General features: G+C 73.2%; 11 protein-coding genes. 4 read left to right on the forward strand and 7 right to left on the reverse strand.

Going from position 1 to position 17,565, the window contains the following annotated elements; translation table 11 throughout:
• Positions 1-47 precede the first annotated feature (47 nt).
• The 4 genes from ACIBAE_RS24025 to ACIBAE_RS24040 all read right to left on the reverse strand — a co-directional run bounded on the left by ACIBAE_RS24025 (position 48) and on the right by ACIBAE_RS24040 (position 5,281).
• Entirely contained in the window at positions 48-1,421 is a 1,374-nt protein-coding gene (locus ACIBAE_RS24025; RefSeq protein WP_399289101.1) for a PrsW family intramembrane metalloprotease, read from the reverse strand.
• An 84-nt stretch (positions 1,422-1,505) separates the two neighbouring features.
• Positions 1,506-2,237: a tRNA (guanosine(46)-N7)-methyltransferase TrmB gene (gene trmB, locus ACIBAE_RS24030; RefSeq protein ID WP_399289138.1), complete on the reverse strand. Its 732-nt coding sequence runs from the start codon at positions 2,235-2,237 to the stop codon at positions 1,506-1,508.
• A 204-nt stretch (positions 2,238-2,441) separates the two neighbouring features.
• Positions 2,442-3,659 (reverse strand): L-2-hydroxyglutarate oxidase, encoded by a 1,218-nt coding sequence (gene lhgO / locus ACIBAE_RS24035; RefSeq protein ID WP_399289103.1) that lies wholly within the window; start codon positions 3,657-3,659, stop codon positions 2,442-2,444.
• 134 nt (positions 3,660-3,793) lie between these two features.
• Entirely contained in the window at positions 3,794-5,281 is a 1,488-nt protein-coding gene (locus tag ACIBAE_RS24040; RefSeq protein WP_399289105.1) for an MFS transporter, read from the reverse strand.
• 584 nt (positions 5,282-5,865) lie between these two features.
• Here ACIBAE_RS24040 and ACIBAE_RS24045 point away from each other — a divergent pair.
• Positions 5,866-7,974, forward strand: coding sequence for an asparagine synthase-related protein (locus ACIBAE_RS24045; protein WP_399289107.1), 2,109 nt, complete (start codon positions 5,866-5,868; stop codon positions 7,972-7,974).
• A gap of 286 nt (positions 7,975-8,260) precedes the next feature.
• On the opposite strand, the gene ACIBAE_RS24050 is transcribed toward ACIBAE_RS24045, so the two are convergent.
• Complete coding sequence (locus ACIBAE_RS24050; protein ID WP_399289109.1) at positions 8,261-10,402, reverse strand: sigma-70 family RNA polymerase sigma factor; 2,142 nt, start codon at positions 10,400-10,402, stop codon at positions 8,261-8,263.
• A gap of 202 nt (positions 10,403-10,604) precedes the next feature.
• The gene (locus ACIBAE_RS24055; protein WP_399289111.1) at positions 10,605-11,474 is read right to left on the reverse strand and encodes a TetR/AcrR family transcriptional regulator; all 870 of its coding nucleotides are present in this window, start codon (positions 11,472-11,474) and stop codon (positions 10,605-10,607) included.
• Between the two features lie 331 nt (positions 11,475-11,805).
• Between ACIBAE_RS24055 and ACIBAE_RS24060 the strand changes: the two genes are divergently transcribed.
• Positions 11,806-13,185 carry an NAD(P)/FAD-dependent oxidoreductase gene (locus ACIBAE_RS24060; protein WP_399289113.1) on the forward strand — a complete coding sequence of 460 codons (1,380 nt, stop codon included), beginning with the start codon at positions 11,806-11,808 and terminating at the stop codon, positions 13,183-13,185.
• A 210-nt stretch (positions 13,186-13,395) separates the two neighbouring features.
• The gene (locus ACIBAE_RS24065) at positions 13,396-15,090 is read left to right on the forward strand and encodes a SpoIIE family protein phosphatase (RefSeq protein WP_399289115.1); all 1,695 of its coding nucleotides are present in this window, start codon (positions 13,396-13,398) and stop codon (positions 15,088-15,090) included.
• Here the strand turns inward: ACIBAE_RS24065 and ACIBAE_RS24070 are convergent.
• Positions 15,031-16,377: an MFS transporter gene (locus tag ACIBAE_RS24070; RefSeq protein ID WP_399289140.1), complete on the reverse strand. Its 1,347-nt coding sequence runs from the start codon at positions 16,375-16,377 to the stop codon at positions 15,031-15,033. The two genes, ACIBAE_RS24065 and ACIBAE_RS24070, sit on opposite strands and share 60 nt — an antisense overlap.
• A 160-nt stretch (positions 16,378-16,537) precedes the next feature.
• On the opposite strand from ACIBAE_RS24070, the gene ACIBAE_RS24075 reads away from it, so the two are divergent.
• Positions 16,538-17,104 (forward strand): MarR family winged helix-turn-helix transcriptional regulator, encoded by a 567-nt coding sequence (locus ACIBAE_RS24075; protein ID WP_399289117.1) that lies wholly within the window; start codon positions 16,538-16,540, stop codon positions 17,102-17,104.
• The last annotated feature ends 461 nt before the right edge of the window (positions 17,105-17,565 follow it).

Consider the following 17,565-nt stretch of genomic DNA (forward strand, 5'->3'; position numbering starts at 1 on the left):
TCTTACGAGGTCCGGCTCCTCCGGGGTCCGGCTCTGACGAGCAGGACCTAGTACTGCCGGTACGGGTTGTAGCCGTCGTAGTCGATGTACGGCGGCGGCACCCGTACCCGGCCCGTGGCCCGCGCCGCATAGGTCAGCGCGGGCCCGGCTATCTCCTTGCGCTGCCACAGATGGTGCAGCAGCTCCTGCTCGCGCTCGACGAAGTCAGGGCCCACCACGCCGCGCTGGGCCCGGTGGCGCAGAAACGCCAGGGACGTCGCGAACGCCTCGTACTCGCCGACCGCCCGGGCCGCCTCGGGGCCGTACGTGCGGCTCGCGAAGTCCCGCGCCATGCCGCGCGCCCGCATCGAGGACAGCGCGTACGCGGCGGAGCCGGGCAGCCAGCCGGCCGCCGCGTACGCGGGCAGCTCGGCCGAGATCGCGCGCAGCTCGCGCTGGCGGGTGGAGATCGCCAGCCAGGTCAGCAGGCCGAAGACCGGGACCATGAACACCGCGTACACCAGGTAGAAGCCGAACGGCCCGAACAGCGACGCCGAGCCGTTCCACAGCGCGTGCATGCCCATCGCGAGGACCAGGCCGAGCGGCGGGAGAACGTACCGGCGGATCCTCTGGCGGCGGGCCGCCATCGCCGCCAGTCCGAAGCCGATGCCCGTCAGCACGGTGAACAGCGGATGCGCGAACGGCGCCATCACCACCCGTAGGAAGAACGTCGCGGCGGTGACGGACTCGATGCCGGCCCGGCCGAAGTGCTGGTCCTCGCCGAAGGCGTTCCCGAGATAGAGGATGTTCTCGGTGAACGCGAAGCCGGTCGCGGTGAAGCCCGCCACCACGACCCCGTCGACGAGCCCGGTGAAGTCCCTCCTGCGGAACAGGAAGAGCAGCAGGACCGCCGCGCCCTTGGCGCTCTCCTCGACGATCGGGGCTATCACGGTGGCGCCGAGGGACTCCGCGTCGGCCGGATCGGCGGTGGCGGTGGCTATCCACTCCGTCGCGAAGGAGTTCGCGATGATCGCGATGAGGGCGGCGGCGCAGGCACCCCAGGCGAACGCGAACAGCAGATTCCGCCACGGGCCGGGCTCGACCCGGTCCAGCCAGCGGAACGCCCCCATGAGCAGCGGCACCGGGAGGACCGCGAGGCCGAGGCCGACCACGAAGCCCCGGGTGCCGGTCTCGTCCCGGACGAGCGCGAGGATCACCAGTCCGCAGAGGGCGAGGAGCGTGATCACGGCCGCCGCCCGGACCGCCCTGCTGCGCCAGAACGCACGGCGCGGCCGGTAGCGCCTGCGGGCAGGCTCCGGCACGGCGCCCCACAGATGACCGAGCCGCCGCTGTCGCTCGTAGTCGGGGATCGCCGGATGCGCGCCGGGACGCTGCGGGTCGGGACGCTGCGGGTCGGGGCCCTGCGGGCGCGGTTGTGACACGCACTGACCCTAACGACGGACACCGACACTGGCGATGGTGCCGGTGCCGCTACTCCTGGTTGTCGCGGGCCGGTCGCCTCCCGGTCAGCTCGGCTCCGGCACCCGGCGGAACAGCAGGTCATGCACCACATGCCCCTTGTCCAGCCCCTGCCCCTCGAAGCGGGTCAGCGGCCGGAAGCCGGGACGAGGCGCGTAACCGCCATCCTGCTGGGTGTTCTCGAAGCCGGGGTGCGCCGTGAGCTCCTCCAGCATCTGCTCGGCGTACGGCTCCCAGTCGGTGGCGCAGTGCACCACGGCTCCGGGCTTCAGCCGGGCGGCGGCCAGGGTGAGGAACTCCGGCTGGATCAGCCGCCGCTTGTGATGCCGCTTCTTGGGCCAGGGGTCGGGGAAGTAGACGCGCAGCCCGTCGAGGGAGCCGGCGGGCAGCATCTCGCGGAGCAGGATGATCGCGTCACCGTTGGCGACCCGGATGTTGGACAGCCCGTTCGCCTCCGCGAGCCGGAGCAGATTGCCCTGGCCGGGGGTGTGCACGTCGACGGCGAGGATCCCGGTGGCGGGGTCGTCGGCCGCCATGCGCGCGGTCGCCTCGCCCATGCCGAACCCGATCTCCAGTACGACCGGAAGGCCGCCGAACATCTCGTCCAGGTCGACGACGCGCTGCCCGTCGATGTCCATGCCCCAGGCCGCCCACATGCGCCGCAGCGCGTCGGCCTGGCCGGTGGTGACCCGGCTCCGGCGCGGCTGGAAGCTGCGGATGCGCCGCTCGAAATGCGACCCGGCGGGGTCGGCCGCCGGGCCGGTCCCGTCGGGGAACATCCGGCTCAGGGCGCGGTCCTCGGCCGCGTGCGGGGTGCGGTTCCCGGCCGCGCCCGGGGCGCGGCTCTCCGCATCGCCGATGGTGCGGCCCTCCACCATCTCGGTCATCTCCGCCATCTCGGTCATCTCGGTCTTCTCGCGCTCGGCCACAATGCCCCCGATTCTACGGAGCGCGCGGCGCTTCCGGCCGGGACGGCCCCCGGATCAGCTCTCCGCCAGCACCGCGAGTGCCCGCCGCGCCACCTCACGGCCGATGGGCAGGGACGCCGTCGCCGCCGGGGACGGGGCGTTGAGGACGTGGACGGTGCGCGGGGCCCGCCGGATCAGGAAGTCGTCGGCCAGGGTGCCGTCGCGCAGCACCGCCTGGGCCCGTACACCCGCCGGGGCCGGCCGCAGGTCCGCGTCCGTCACGGCGGGCAGCAGCCGCCGTACGGCCGTCGCGAAGGCCCGCTTCGACAGGGAGCGGCGCAGCTCGCCCGCGCCGTAACGCCAGTGCTTGCGTGCCGTCCGCCAGGAACCGGGCCAGCTCAGCGTGGAGGCCAGCTCCGCGGGGCGTACGACGGACCACGCGTACCCCTCGCGGGCGAGCGCGGGGACCGCGTTGGGCCCGACATGGACGCTGCCGTCGACGCCCCGGGTCAGATGCACGCCCAGGAACGGGAAGGCCGGGTCGGGTACCGGGTAGACCAGTCCCCGGACGAGCGCGGGTCTGGCCAGTTCGTAGTACTCGCCCCGGAAGGGCACGATCCGGATGCCCGGGTCGTCGCCCGTCAGCCGTGCCACCCGGTCGCACTGGAGCCCGGCGCAGTTCACCAGGGCCCGCGCCCTGACCACCTCACCGGACGCCGTGCGCACCGCGACGCCCCACGGGCGGCGGTCGACGACCGTGACCTCCGCGCCGTACCGGACGGACGTGCCCGCCGCCTCCGCCGACTCCGCGAGCTGCTCCGCGACCGCCCCGAAGTCGCAGACGCCGGTCGTGCCGACCTGGATCGCCGCGATGCCCCGCACCTGCGGCTCGTACTCCTGGATCTGCGCGGGGCCCAGCTCCCGCACCGGAATCCCGTTCTCCCGGCCGCGCTGGACCAGGGCGTGCAGGCGCGGGAGTTCGTCCCGCCGGGTCGCCACGATCAGTTTGCCGGTGATCTTGTGCGGGATGCCGTACTCCGCGCAGAACTTGACCATCTCGGCCGATCCCCGCACCGCGTACCGCGCCTTGAGCGAGCCGGGGCGGTAGTAGACGCCGCTGTGGATCACCCCGCTGTTGCGGCCCGTCTGGTGGCGCGCGGGGCCCCGCTCCTTCTCCAGCACCACGACCCGCGTGCCGGGGGCCGCGCGCGTGATCGCGTACGCCGTCGACAGACCGACGATCCCGCCGCCGATCACCAGCACCTCGCAGTCGAATCCCACGCGTCCACGCATCGCGCGCCACCTCCCACACCGATAGTGCACCGGCCGATAGTGCACCGGCCCGCTGACAGCGCGCCTGAACCCGTGAAGCGTCGCCGGTCCGCCGGAGTGTGGTTCGACGGACCGGGTGACACCGGCGCGCGGCCCTACACCGGTGCGACCAGCAGCGGTCTCGCCCGCTCCCGCAACTCCACCACCCTCGGCTCGTCGCCGTACGGCTCCAGCCGGTGCAGCAGATCCCGTACGTACTCGGTCGTCCGCGCCGACGAGATCCGCCCCGCCACCTCCACCGCGCGGGTGCCCGCCGCGCACGCCGCGTCCAGATTGCCCGACTCCAGCTCGGCGACCGCGCTCACCACCAGCCTCAGGCCGTGCGAGCGCACGAACTCCTCCGTCGGCCGCGACAGCGCCTGCTCCGTGAAGCGCCGCACCTGCCGGGGCGCCTTCAGGTCCCGGTAGCACTCGGCGGCGTCGGCAGCGAACCGGTCGTACGAGTAGAAGCCCAGCCAGGACGGGTCGGCGTCGCCCTCCCGGGAGCGCTCCAGCCACCCCTCCGCCGCCTTCAGCGCGGCTCCGGCCGCCACCGCGTCGCCCGCCTTCGCGTGCGCGCGCGCCTCCACCAGCCGGAAGAAGCTCATGGTGCGGGCCGTGGCGAGGCCGCGATTGCGCTCCAGCGCCGCCTGGGCGAGATCCACCCCCTCGTCCGCGAACCCCCGGTAGGTCGCCTGGAGCGACATCGAGGCCAGGACGTAGCCGCCGAGCGGGACATCGGCCGCCGCGCGCGCCAGGCGCAGCGCCTGGATGTAGTAGCGCTGCGCCGCCTCCTGCTGTCCGGTGTCGAAGGCCATCCAGCCGGCCAGCCTGGTCAGTTCGGCGGTGGCCCCGAAGAGTCCCCGGCCCACCTCGTCGCTGTACGCGCCGAGCAGCAGCGGGGCCGCGTCCACCCGGAGGCACTCCGGGACCATCGAGGAACGCCAGTCGCCACCGCCGTACTTGGAGTCCCAGCGCCGCGCGTCGGACGCCGCCTCCCGCAGCTTGGCCACATCGCTGTGGCCCACCCGCAGCGGCGAGACGTCCCCGGCCGCCTCCGGGACCTGTCCGCCCGCGCCCGGTGCGCCCCCGCCGTGCGCCGTTCGCGCCGCCTCAGCCACCTCCGCGTCCCGGGCGACCGAGGAGTCGGCGGGTGTTATCAGCCACCGGGAGGCGGGCGTCGCGTAAGCGCTCACTGCGAAGGATCCGGCCAGCGACTGCCAGATGCCACCGCTGCCCGCCCGGCGGCCCGCCAGATCCAGCCGGTACAGCTCCGTCGCCGTGCGCACCGCCTCGCCCACGTCGCGCGGGAAGGCGAGCCCGACCTCGGGGGCCGGATCCGCGTCCGCCAGGCCGATCTCATGGAGTGGGACGGGGCGTCCCAGTTTCGACCCGATGGCGGAGGCGATGAGATGGGGCGCCGCACCCTGCGGAACCATCCCCTTCGACACCCACCGCGCCACCGACGTCTTGTCGTAACGAAGTGTCAGACCGCGCTGCGCTCCGAGGTCGTTGACCCGCCGGGCAAGGCCGGCGTTGCTGATTCCCGCGAGGGCGAGAACCGTGCCGAGCTTTTCGTTCGGCCCGCGTTGCTCTCTGGACATGCGCCACCCCTCGACACACAGACGGCCGCCGCGTCGCGGCATAGGCGCGCGGCATTCGTAAACCCAGCGTAGTTCGCCACATCCCGACCGTTAAGGGGCGGCGTCCCGGATGGCGGGATTGTTGTCCGTGGGCGGGCGGGCGGCACGGGCCCCGAGCCCGCCCCCGCGATCACCCGTGCTCCGGCTGTGTGGCCGTGCGCCCGGCCGTGCGCTCTAGGCCCGGCGGGAGCGGGAGCGCTTCCATGAGACCTGCGTGGGTCGGCCCACTGCGTACTGGAACCAGTGGGCTGGGGGATACCGCCGCCCCCATCCCCGCGGGCGGCGGACCGGTCCGGGAGGCGGCGAACGCCTCCCGGACCGAGCGCGCGCCGGTGCCGAAATGACGGGCCGGGTGCGGAGATTGGCTGAATGCTGTCTGTCGGGCGAACACCGCATCTCCGCCAAATGGCCCATGCCAGGGGCGCATTCGTCTTGCCGTCCGAGCTTCCGTAGGCCCTCCTGTGCGCCGTTGTCATGGCAGCATGTCCCCGGACGGCTTCGGGCTGATCCCAGGCCCGACTTGTCCACAGGCTGTGGAGGCGGCGATGCGCTGGTTGGTGGGGTGGAGCAGTATCGCCGCGCGCTTCGGCGCGCCGGGTACGGCGGTCGCGGCCGGCGACAGCTCCGGGAGCCGCAGCGTGCATCCCGTGGGCTCCCAACTCCTGTGGGGCGACCCGGATCCGCTGTGGGCCGTCGGCGACTGGCGTCCCGACGAGGTACGCGTCGTCACCGTTGATTCCTGCACCCGGCTCGCCGTCCTCGGCTGCTGCGGCGCCACCGACGAACAGCTGCGGGTCGGCCTGTTCGCGGCGCGCGGCGGCGCGCTCCGCCATCTCACCGCCTGGTCGGGCAGTTACACGGCTGTCGCCCAGATCGGCCGCCGGATCACCGTCGTCGGCGACCTGGCCGGCGCGCGGCCCGTCTTCTACACACCCTGGGCGGGCGGCACCGCGTACGCCACCGCCGCCCTGCCCCTCGCCGACCTCATCGAAGCCCCGTTGGACATCGGGCACCTGGCCGCGCTCCTCGCCTGCCCCGAGACGCCGGAAGCACTGCGCGACTCCACCCCGTACGAGGGGGTCAAGCGCATCCCGCCCGGCCACGCGCTCGTCCTGCGTGAGGGATCACGCGAGATCACCGGGTACGAGCAGGTCGCCTCCCTGGCCGTCGCGGGACCCCGGCGCGACCCCGACCGCGCCGTCGAGGGCGTACGGGACGCGCTCATCGACGCCGTACGCGCCCGGCTCCTGGCCCCCCGCCACGCCCCCGAGACCTTGCCGCCCGACCCGGGACCGGTCCCCGGCATGGGACCCGCCGAGCGCCGCGCCGCCCGGGGGGCGCCGGTCCCCGGCATCGGCGCCGACCTCTCCGGCGGCAGCGCCTCCGGGACCCTCGCCCTGCTCGCCGCCGGGCTGCCCGGAGCGCCGGGCACGATCCTCGGGCACGGCACGGGCGCCGGCGAACGGCTGCTCGCCGTCACCTTCAACGACCTCGCGGCCGGCGGGCGGCACGAGGCCGAACTCGAACGTGCCCGCGCCATCGCGTCCAACCCCCGGCTGCACCACGTCGTCGTCGCGGCCGGCGAGGAGGCCCTGCCGTACGCCGATCTGGAGGGCCCGCTCACCGACGAGCCCGGCCCCTCCCTCGTCACCGCGGAACGGCACAGACGGCGGCTCGCCGCGGGCAGCGCCGACCACTTCACCGGCGCGGGCGCCCGCGAGGTGCTCGACGCCCACCCGGCCCGCCTGGCCGACCTGCTGCTGGACCGGCGCCGGCGCCACCTGCTGCACCCCGTCCTCGCGCTGGCCCGGGCCGAACCCCCCGCGCCGTCCTCGCTGTTCGTCCCGCTGACGGTCTACCGGGCCGCCCGCCGCCTCGCCCGTACGCCGTACCGCACCGGACTCGAACAGGCCGCCGCCGCACTCCCCAGGGCCAACCGGGCGCCCGGCGTCCCGGTGGCTGACGGCCCGCTGAGCGCCTCGCTGGCCGCTCTCACCTGGTCGAGGCCCGGGCCCGCCGCCCGCTGGCTCACCGGCGAGGCGCTCGCGGAAGTATCGGTTCGTCTGACGGCGGCGCCGAGCCGTCCCACCTCCGTCCAACGCCCCGGTGAGGCCCGCGCCCGCGCCGCGCTCGCCCGCTACGCCGCCGACCACCGCGTCTTCGAACAAGCCGCCGAGGTCCGCAGTCAGCGCCTGCACGCCCCCTTCCTTGACAACCAGGTCGTACGCGCCTGCCGCGAGCTGCCCGAGGCACTGCGGGTGCAGCCGGGCGCCCGCGCCGAAGTGCTCCGTACGGTCCTCGCCGGGGCCGGCATCCACGACCTGCCGCCGGGCTGGGGCGCGACCTCCCGGGCCGGCTCCGCCGCCGCCACCCGTGCCGGTCTGCGCCTCGCCGTCGGTGAGCTGATCGGTCTCTTCGACGCGCCGCTGCTGGCCGACGCGGGCCTGGTGGAGGCCCGGGTCGTACGCAAAGCGCTGCGTGCGGCGGCCGAGGGCGAGCCGGTCCCGCTCGACGGGCTCGCGGACCTGGTCTCCACGGAGCTGTGGCTCCGCCGCCTGCTGTCCCGGCGCGGCACCTGCTGGACAGGGACGGCGGCGCCCCGGCAGCGGGCCGTGGCGGGCGGCGTGATCCCGCGCCCGACGCTGCATCGGTGAGAGTGGCGCCGCGTCGGCCGGCAGCGTCGCGTCGGTGAGGGCGACCCCGTGTCCGCGGGGACATCGTCGCGCCCGGCCCGCGCCCGCCGTGCCCGGCCAAGCCCGGAGCGCCCGCCCCGCGCCCGGAGCGTGAGGAATCACGTGAGACGACCCACGCGAAGGCCGCCCGGACAGTGCCCGGACAGCGCCCGCCCGGACAGCCACGCCCTGTCGGCCCTTCCGCTCTCCCGCACTCCGCCGCTCGGAGCCGTACCCCACACCGGGGAGCGTGCGGCCCGTTCCCCCGTCAGCGGCAGGTGATCCGGGATCGCGCCCAGTCGGCCAGCGCGACCACGTCGAACGGGGTGTGCGGCTCGACGGCCAGGCGGATCGTCCGCTGTCCGGCGATCCCCACCTGTACGGGTACGGCCGGGTCGCCGCCCCGCAGTACGGGCGACTGCCAGAGCCGCCCGCCGTCGCCGTAGACGGAGAAGCGCACGGCGCCGAGCCCGAGGGTCAGATCGTCCACCCCGACCACGGCCTCGTACGTCTCACAGTCACGGTTGAGGTCGATGGTGACCGAGGACAGGGCGTGCATGGTCACGCCGTGCCCGTACCGCGTACCGCCGATCGACAGGCTCGAACGCTGCCAGAGCCAGCCGCTTCCACCGAGCCGCACCTCGGGCCCGGAGCCGTCGCCGAGGACGCCGTACGCGAGCTGGTTCACCTGGTACACGGCAGGTACGGGCGGCGGTGGAGGCTTCGGGGTGGCGGTCGGGGCCGGGGCCGGCGCGGATGGGGCGGGCACCGGCGGCGCGGGCTTGCGGGTGGGCTTGCGGGTGGGCGGCGGGGTCGGCTTCGGGGCACGGCTGGGCGCGTGCTTCTTCGGGGACGGGCTCGGCGCGGGTCCGGGGCCGGACGGCGCCGGCGGCTCGGACGCCTTCGGCGAAGGGGCCGGGGCGCCCGGTACGAGAGGCGCGGCGACGGGCGGCTTCGCGTCCGGCTTCGGCGCGGGCTCGTGGTCACCCACCAGCGCCCACACCAGCCCGGCGGCCGCGGCGACCGCGACCACCCCGGCGACGCCGGCCTTCACCGGAGTGCCGACCCCCTCGGCCAGCGCGGCCCCGCCGGCCGCACCGCCGGAAGCGCCGCCACCGGAGGCGCCGGCCACGGCGGCGCCCGCTCCGGCGACTCCCGCCGCACCGCCCGCCACGATCCCGGCGGCCTTGAGCGTGTACCCGGCGGCGAACCAGCCGATCACCGCGATCGGAATCAGCGCCGGGATACCGGCATTGACCAACTCCAGCTCACTGACGGCGAGGCGGCACCGGGAGCACTCCTCCAGATGTTTGCGGAGCCCGCGCTCGGCCCGCATCCGCAGCCCCCCTCGGGCGTAAGCCCCGAGCCGGTCGGCATACCGTGAGCAGTCGCCGCCCGAGGTGAGCGCGGCGCTCACATGGGCCTGCAGATAGGCCTGCTTCAGCCCCTCACGGGCCCGGCCGGCCAGCACCGCCGTGGCGTTGGCGGTCAGCCCGAAGAGCGGCGCGACCTCGCTCGGCGACTCCTCCTCGACCGTGGTGTGCCAGAGCACCGCCTGCCAGCGCTCGGGCAGACTGCGGAACGCCTGCATGGCCATGGACTGCTCGGCCTCGTGCATCGCCTTCACGTCGGCGCCCAGATCGAGGGTGTCCGCGTCCAGTACCTCCGAGGCGCGAGCGGCCTGGACCGCGAACGCAGCGAAATCCTCGACCAGTTGCTCCCGCCTCGCGGACCGTGTCCAGGATGCCGCCACGCGCCGTACGGTCGTCAGCAGATAGGCCCGCACCGCCTGCTCGGGCCCCGCGCCCCCGCGCACCGCTTGCAGGGTGCGGGCGAACACCTCGGCCGTCAGATCGTCCGCGGTGTGCGCGTCGCGGCAGCACGTACGGGCATAACGGCGCACGGCCTCCGCGTGCCTGCGGAACAGCTCCTCGTACGCGCTGTCGTCGCCGCCGCGCACCCGCTGGATCAGGTCCGCGTCCGACGGGGAGAGCTCGGGCGCGGACGGTTCGGACGCCGGTGGCCCGACCACGGGCAGCTCGATGGTGGGTTCGCTGCCGCCCTCGCGCTGCATCGGCACGCCGCCGCCATGACCTCCGGGCCTCCCCGATCCACCGTGCCCGCCCTGCCCGGGAACGCTCGCCCCAGCACCGGCGGACCCTCCCGGACCCGCGAGACCAGCGGGACCACCAGAGGGTGAGAAGCCACCTGAGGCAGAGGGACCACCAGCGCCCCGGGGACCGGCGGGGCCGGCCTGACCACCGGGAGCACCAGGGCCACCGGAGCCCGGCACCTCCTTCGGCCCGCCCTGGTTCGGCACCTGCCGGGACGGCGTCCCGCCGCGTTCCGCCCCGCCGTCGGCACCGCCTCCGCCGCCACCGCGTGGATCGTCCCGTCCGTCACCGCTCATCGCGGAAGCCCCCGTACGCACCGTCTGACCCGAACACCGAGTCAGCGTGCCACAGCGCGTCGACGCCCCCCGGGCCTTCCGGTCCGGCAACCACTCATCCGGGGAGGTTTCGCCGACCGGAGCAACCACCTTCACCCGTTCGGGGAAGATCAACGAGGGTCAGCAGTAAGCCAGTTCGAGATCTTCCGGGCGACCCGGTCCGTCACTCGGGCCGGGAGCGCAGCCCCTCCAGGAGGATGTCCAGCAACCGCGCCGAAGCCGCCGCCTGCTGCGCCGAATCCGGCAGTGAGGGCGCGGCCGTGGCTATCACCAACAGGACATCCGCCACGGTCACATCCCGGCGCAGCGCACCGACCGCACGGGCCCGCTCCACCAACTGCCCTACCACGTCAAGAAGTTCCGTCGCTCCGGGGTCGTCCGGAGCCGCCGCCGGAAGCCGCTGCCCGACCGCCCGTAACTCGGCCCGGCCGGAATGCCGCTGCTGCGGCACCCGCGCCTCGGCCGGGATGCCGCGCACCATCGTGGTGTTCGCGGTGCGCTCGGGGCTCGCGGTGTCCGCCATGCGCTCGGTGTCCGCCGTGTCCGCCGTGCCCGCTGTGTTCGCGGGGTTCGTGGTGTTCTCGGGGGGTGCCCCCACCCGCAGCACCTGCGGAGGCAGTAGCCGTCCCGCGCCCGACGCGGCCGACGTGCGCAGGAAACGGGAGAGCGCCGACCACGGCTCGTCCTCCTGACCCAGCGCCGTACGCGCCTGGTCGGTCAGCCGGGACGTCTCCTCCTCGGCTATCCGGCGCACCAGCACGTCCTTGCTCGGGAAGCGCCGGTAGACCGTGCCGACCCCGACCCGGGCCCGCCGCGCCACGTCCTCCATCGGCGCCCCGTACCCCAGCTCGCCGAACACCTCACGCGCCGCCCGCAGTACGTGTTCCAGATTGCGCTGCGCGTCCACCCGGAGCGGCGTGGACCGGCCGGCCCCGCTCATCCCGGCCGCACCCACCCCGGCCCCGGTCACCGCCGCCCGCCCGTCGCCGCCCCCGATGACGGCGGCCTGCCAATGCGAATCCTGAATGTGCATGAGCGTTCCCCCGGTCATGATGTCTCCCCCCGGAGACTCCCTGCCCTGACAGTCGCGTGTCCGACCGGTCACAGCCAGACACCCCGACGACGTACGAACATAGTTGAGGCCGCGTCAATTCAGAAGAGGCAGTTCCGCACAGAGCGCCCCCCGATCGGAGCAAGGACCGGAAGATTCCTGATGCCCCCTCCGGCCACCACCCGCCACGCCCCCGCTGACCTGCGCGCCTTCGTCAATACCGGCGCTTTTGCCCGCCCGGCGCGGCTGACGGGCTCCGGTCACACAATTTGCCGGGGCTGTGGACAAACCCCGGAGCCCGTTGCGTCATGGGATGGTGAAGGCTGAGATTTCTCGGGGGACGACCCCCGCACCCACGCCCGGCGCGCGCATTCTCGTGGTCGGCGGCGGCTACGTCGGGATGTACACGGCACTGCGCCTCCAGCGGAAGCTGAAGAGCGGCGAAGCGAAGGTCACCGTCGTATCCCCCGACCCTTATATGACCTATCAGCCGTTCCTGCCGGAGGCGGCCGCCGGGAACATCTCACCCCGTCATGTCGTCGTTCCGCTCCGCCGCGTGCTCGACGGCTGCGAGATCGTCGTCGGGGAGGCCACCGCCATCGACCACGCCCGGCGCACGGCCACGGTCAAGACCCTCGCTTCCGGGGAGGACGGCACCGGCACCGTCGAGATCGCCTACGACGACATCGTCCTCGCGCCGGGCTCCGTCTCCCGCACCCTCCCGGTCCCCGGCCTCGCCGAGCACGGTGTCGGCTTCAAGACCGTCGAGGAGGCCATCGGCCTGCGCAACCACGTCATCGAGCAGATGGACATCGCCTCCTCCACCCGCGACCCCGCCATCCGTGACGCCGCGCTGACCTTCGTCTTCGTCGGCGGCGGCTACGCGGGCGTCGAGGCGCTCGCCGAGCTGGAGGACATGGCCCGCTACGCCACGCGGTACTACCACAACATCAAGGCCGACGACCTGAAGTGGATCCTCGTCGAGGCCACCGGCCGGATCCTCCCCGAGGTCGGCGAGGAGCTGGGCACCTACGCCGTCCGCGAGCTGCGCGCCCGCAATATCGACGTACGGCTCGACACCCGCCTCGACTCCTGCGAGCACCGGGTCGCCGCGCTGAGCGACGGCACCCGCTTCCGCACCCGGACCGTCGTCTGGACCGCCGGCGTCAAGCCGCACCCCGTCCTCGCCGCCAGTGATCTCCCCCTCGACGAGCGCGGCCGCCTCACCTGCACCGCCCAGCTCACGGTCGACGGCGCCGAGCACGCGTGGGCGGCCGGCGACGCCGCCGCCGTCCCCGACCTGACCGCCGCCGAACCCGGCCGGGCGTGCGCCCCCAACGCCCAGCACGCCGTGCGTCAGGCCAAGGTCCTCGCCGGGAACATCCTCGCTTCCCTGCGCGGCGAACCGCTCCAGGACTACCGTCACGCGTACGTCGGCTCCGTCGCGTCCCTCGGCCTCCACAAAGGCGTGGCGCACGTCTACGGCCACAAGGTCAAGGGCTGTCCGGCCTGGCTGATACACCGCGTCTACCACCTCAGCCGCATCCCCACCGTCAACCGGAAGGCCCGTGTCCTCGCCGAATGGACCCTCTCCGGACTCTTCAAGAGGGAGATCGTGTCGCTCGGTTCGCTGGAACACCCGCGAGCCGAATTCGAACTCGCCGCAGGCGGGGACCGCCCCGAGGACCAGTGACGACGGCGTTCGCGCGGTGTCCGGCGTCAACGACCGAGCATGGCCGGCGCCGCTGTCAGTGCGGTCGGCCACACTGGACGTGTGACCATAGGTTGGTTCACGTCTGCACAGAGTGATCCGGCCCGCCCGGCGCAACCGGCCCCGACGACCTGCCCGGCCCGACCAGCCGGACCGGACGAACAGCAAACGACCTCATGAGGCTGAGAATTCGTGAACTTCACGCGTTGGAGCGCCCGGCTCCCCGGTACACAGCGCCGCGCCGCAGCGCGGACGGACCGCGGTTCCGTGCCCGCGGCCCGCGGTGAGTACGAGCGGCAGCCCGAGCCCGTCACGGACGTTCCCGCCCTCGAAGACCTCTCCGTACGGGAGATCCTCGGCGAGCTGCCCGCCCTCGTCGCGCTCGTCCACGGCCCCGAGCACCGCGTCGCGTACGTCAACGACGCGTACAGCGCCGCCTTCGGCCCACGCCCGGCGGGCGCCACCGCGGCCGAGAGCTGCCCCGAACTGGCCGAGCTCGGCCTGTTCCCGCTGCTGGACCAGGTGCTGCGCAGCGGCAAGTCCCGCACCGTCAAATCCCGCAAGGTCCACGTCCGCGCCCAGAGCCAGGCGAACGGCCAGGGCAAGGGGGCCGAAGGAGCGGGCGCCGAGAGTGCCGCGGCCCAGCGGGGTGAAGGCTCCTACACGGTCACCTGCACGCCCGTCGACTGCCGGGGCACCGGTGGCGTCCTCATCTTCGCCGCCGATGTCACCGACCACGCCGAGGCTGCCGAGCGGTTGCGCACCAGCGAACGCCGGCACCGCCAGACCGCCGTCACCCTCCAGCGCTCCCTGCTCCCCCAGGAGCTGGAGCAGCCCGACGATCTGCGGGTCGCCGCCACCTACCAGCCGGGTGGCGCGGACGCGGCGGTCGGCGGCGACTGGTACGACGTGATCACGCTCGGCGCCGGGCGTACGGCCCTGGTCATCGGTGACGTCATGGGCCGGGGCGTCCGCGCGGCGGCCGTCATGGGCCAGCTGCGTACCGCCGTCCGCGCCTACGCCCGGCTCGACCTGCCGCCGCACGAGGTGCTCCAGCTGCTCGACGGACTCGCCGCCGAGATCGATGCCAGCCAGATCGCCACCTGCGTCTACGCCGTCCACGACCCCAACGACGGAAAGCTCGTCTACGCCTCGGCCGGCCATCTGCCGATCCTGGTGCGCGCCGAGGACGGTACGGTCCAGCGCGCCGCGGACCCGACCGGCCCGCCGCTCGGCACCGGCGGCTGGCAGCACACCTCGGAATCGATCCCGCTGCCGCCCGGCTCCACCGCCGTCCTCTATACGGACGGCCTGGTCGAGCGGCGCGGCGAGGACATCGACGAAGGTGTCGCCTCCCTGGAGCGCGCGCTGTCCGGCGCGCAGGGCTCACCCCAGGTGGTCTGCGACCGGCTGATCCGCTCCCTCGGCGTCACCGCCGACCACGACGACGACGTCGCGGTGCTCGTCCTCCAGTACCCGTCCCGTACGGGCCCGGACGCGGAGCTGTTCCACAACGCGGCGCTCGAACTGCTCGGCGGCATCGAGGCCGCTCCGCGCGCCCGTGCCTTCGCCACCGGGGTCCTCGCCTCCTGGCGTTTCCCCGTCGAGCTGTGCGACCTGGGTGTCCTGGCCGCCGGTGAGCTGGTGGCGAACTCCCTCCAGCACGGCACGCCGCCCATGCGTCTCAGGCTCCGCCGTACCGACCGCCGGCTGATCATCGAGGTGACGGACGGCGACGACCATCTGCCGCGCCGCCGCCGCGCCGAACCGGCGGACGAGGCGGGCCGCGGAATCTCTATCGTCGCGACGATCGCCTCGTCCTGGGGATCACGCCGTACCCCGGGCGGTGGCAAGGCGGTCTGGTGCGAGTTCGCCCTGCCCCACTGATTCGCCCTGCCCCACCGAGGGGGATTCGGGCAGGTGCTGCACGACCACCCGGGACGCCGACACGAGCCCCGGCTGGTCCTGTACGGGCGTGAGCCGCCCGCCCAGCCGCAGTGCCAGCACGGTGATGCCGAGCGAGAAGAGCACGAACGTCACGACGTACGGACCGGGCAGGGCGGCCCCCATCGGTCCGCCCACCACCGGCCCGACCGCCAGCGCGAGCTGCTTGACCAGTGCGAACACCGAGTTGTATTGGCCGACCATCGACGCCGGCGCCAGGTCGGCCACCAGCGGTACCAGGGTCGGCGTCAGCATCGCCTCGCCGAGCCCGAAGAGCGCGTACGTCGAGATGAACGCGGCCGTGGCCATCGTCTGGCTGCCGTGCCCGAGCCCCGCGTACCCCGCGACGAGCCAGGAGAAGGCCCAGAGCAGCCCGACCGCCGCGATCACCCGGCTGCGCTTGCGCCGCTCGACCAGCCGGAGCACCACGAACTGCGCGACCACGATCATCGCCGTGTTGGCGGCCAGCGCGATCCCGAGCGCCGACGGGTCGATCCCGGCGGCTTCGGTGCCGTACGCGGCGAGTCCCGACTCGAACTGTCCGTAACAGGCGAAGAAGATCACGAAGCTCAGGACCGACAGCTGCACCATCGCCCGGTGCTTCAGCAGGACCCGGAGCCCGCCCTTGGCGGAGGCGCCCGCGTCGCCGGGAAGGACTCCGGGGAGGGCGGTGGGCCGGGGCAGCCGGACGGTGACGGCGATGGCCGCCAGTACGAGGAACATGACGGCCTCGATGGCGAACAGCAGCGTGAAGCTGCCGGCCCTGTGCACGTCGACGATCTGTCCGCCGATGAGCCCGCCGACGCCGAGCCCCAGGTTCGCGAGGAAGAACTGCGTCGCGAAGGCCCGGGTCCGCGTGGACGGGGTCGAGGACCACACGATCATCGTGGCCAGCGCCGGCTGCATGACGGCGGTTCCCGCCCCCAGCAGGGCGGCGGACAGGACGGCCATCAGCACGCCGCCGGACACCCCCATGCCGAGCGCACCCACGGCCGCCAGCACGGCGCCACCCACGAGTACGGGAAGCGGGCCGCGCCGGTCGATGACCCGCCCGGTGAACGGGAGCACGACGAGCGCGGCCATGGCGAAGACCGCCAGCACGATCCCGGCCGTGCTCGCGCCGAGATCCCGTACCTGCGCCACGTAGACATAGAGATACGGAACCGTGAAACCCAGCCCGAACGCGCTCAGCGCGTTCCCCGTCTGGATCCGGCGCATCGCGCCGCCCATCGCCCTGGTCACACTCACCTGCCTGAAGAGATCGAAGTTCGAAAAGCTCTGGCTTCCGCCGAAGGACTCAAGCGTGAAGACTTAGAAGCTAAAGTACCGACTTCAACAATATACACCGAAGAAGTTCAATGGCAGGACGGGTGCGTGCCATACTTCCCCGATGTCCGACACCCCCGAGAAGCCCGGCCCGCCGGATCTCCAGGAGCCGAGCCTCGACGAGCAGATCGCCGCGTACCAGCGCGAGTTCCGCGACCTCGACCCCCAGGTCGAGAAGGTCGTCTCGGCGCTCGGCCGGCTGAACCGCCGCATGAACGTCGCGTACGGCCGCCAGGTCTCCGATCTGGGCATCAGCAACGCCGAGTGGGAAGTCCTCAAGACCCTCGTGATCTCGGGCGCCCCCTACCGTCTGGGCCCCGGCGAACTCGCCAGGCGTCTCGGACTCACCCCGGCCGCCATGACCCACCGCATCGACCGCATGGCGGGTGAAGGCCTGGTCACGCGGGACCGCGACGAGAGCAACCGCGTCCGGGTGATCGTGGAGCTGACGGACGAGGGCCGTGCGAAGTGGCTGGAGGCGATGCGGATGGCCTCCGACTTCGAGGAGGAGCTGCTCCAGGACCTCTCGGGCGATGAGCGCGGTGCGCTCGGCGAGATGCTGATCCGCCTCCTGCGCCGCGTGGAACACGCCCAGCCGGACGCCGGCGGACGCCTGACCGACCTGGACTGACCGAGCTGGACCAGCAGGGGGGCCGGGCCGAGGACAGGACGGGGTCCGGGACGGGTCCGGGACGGGGGCCGGTCGCCTCCGAACGGTGCGTGCCGAGGACCAGAGCTTCGCTTGACACGTCCCCGGCCGATCCGTAAGATTCTTCGAGTTGTCACGGAGCCGGTCGGTTTCGGGACAGCCACTCCCGCCGCAGTAGCGGCAACCAAACTCAGCATGATCCCCAGCCGGGACGAATTTCGGCATGCCGAAATTCATTTCGAAGACTTGATTATGAGTCGCCTGAGAGATCCGCTAGGGTTTGGAACGTCGGAAGGGCCCAACAGCCCGGAAGGCAAACCCCGCTGACTGGGAATCAGGCCCGAAAGGATCTGGTAGAGTCGGAACCGCCGGAAAGGGAAACGCGAAAGCGAGAACCTGGAAAGCACCGAGGAAGTCGGAAGCGAAAAGCATCTGATAGAGTC

This window comes from Streptomyces sp. NPDC051569, assembly GCF_044454085.1.
In the GTDB taxonomy this organism is placed as follows: domain Bacteria; phylum Actinomycetota; class Actinomycetes; order Streptomycetales; family Streptomycetaceae; genus Streptomyces.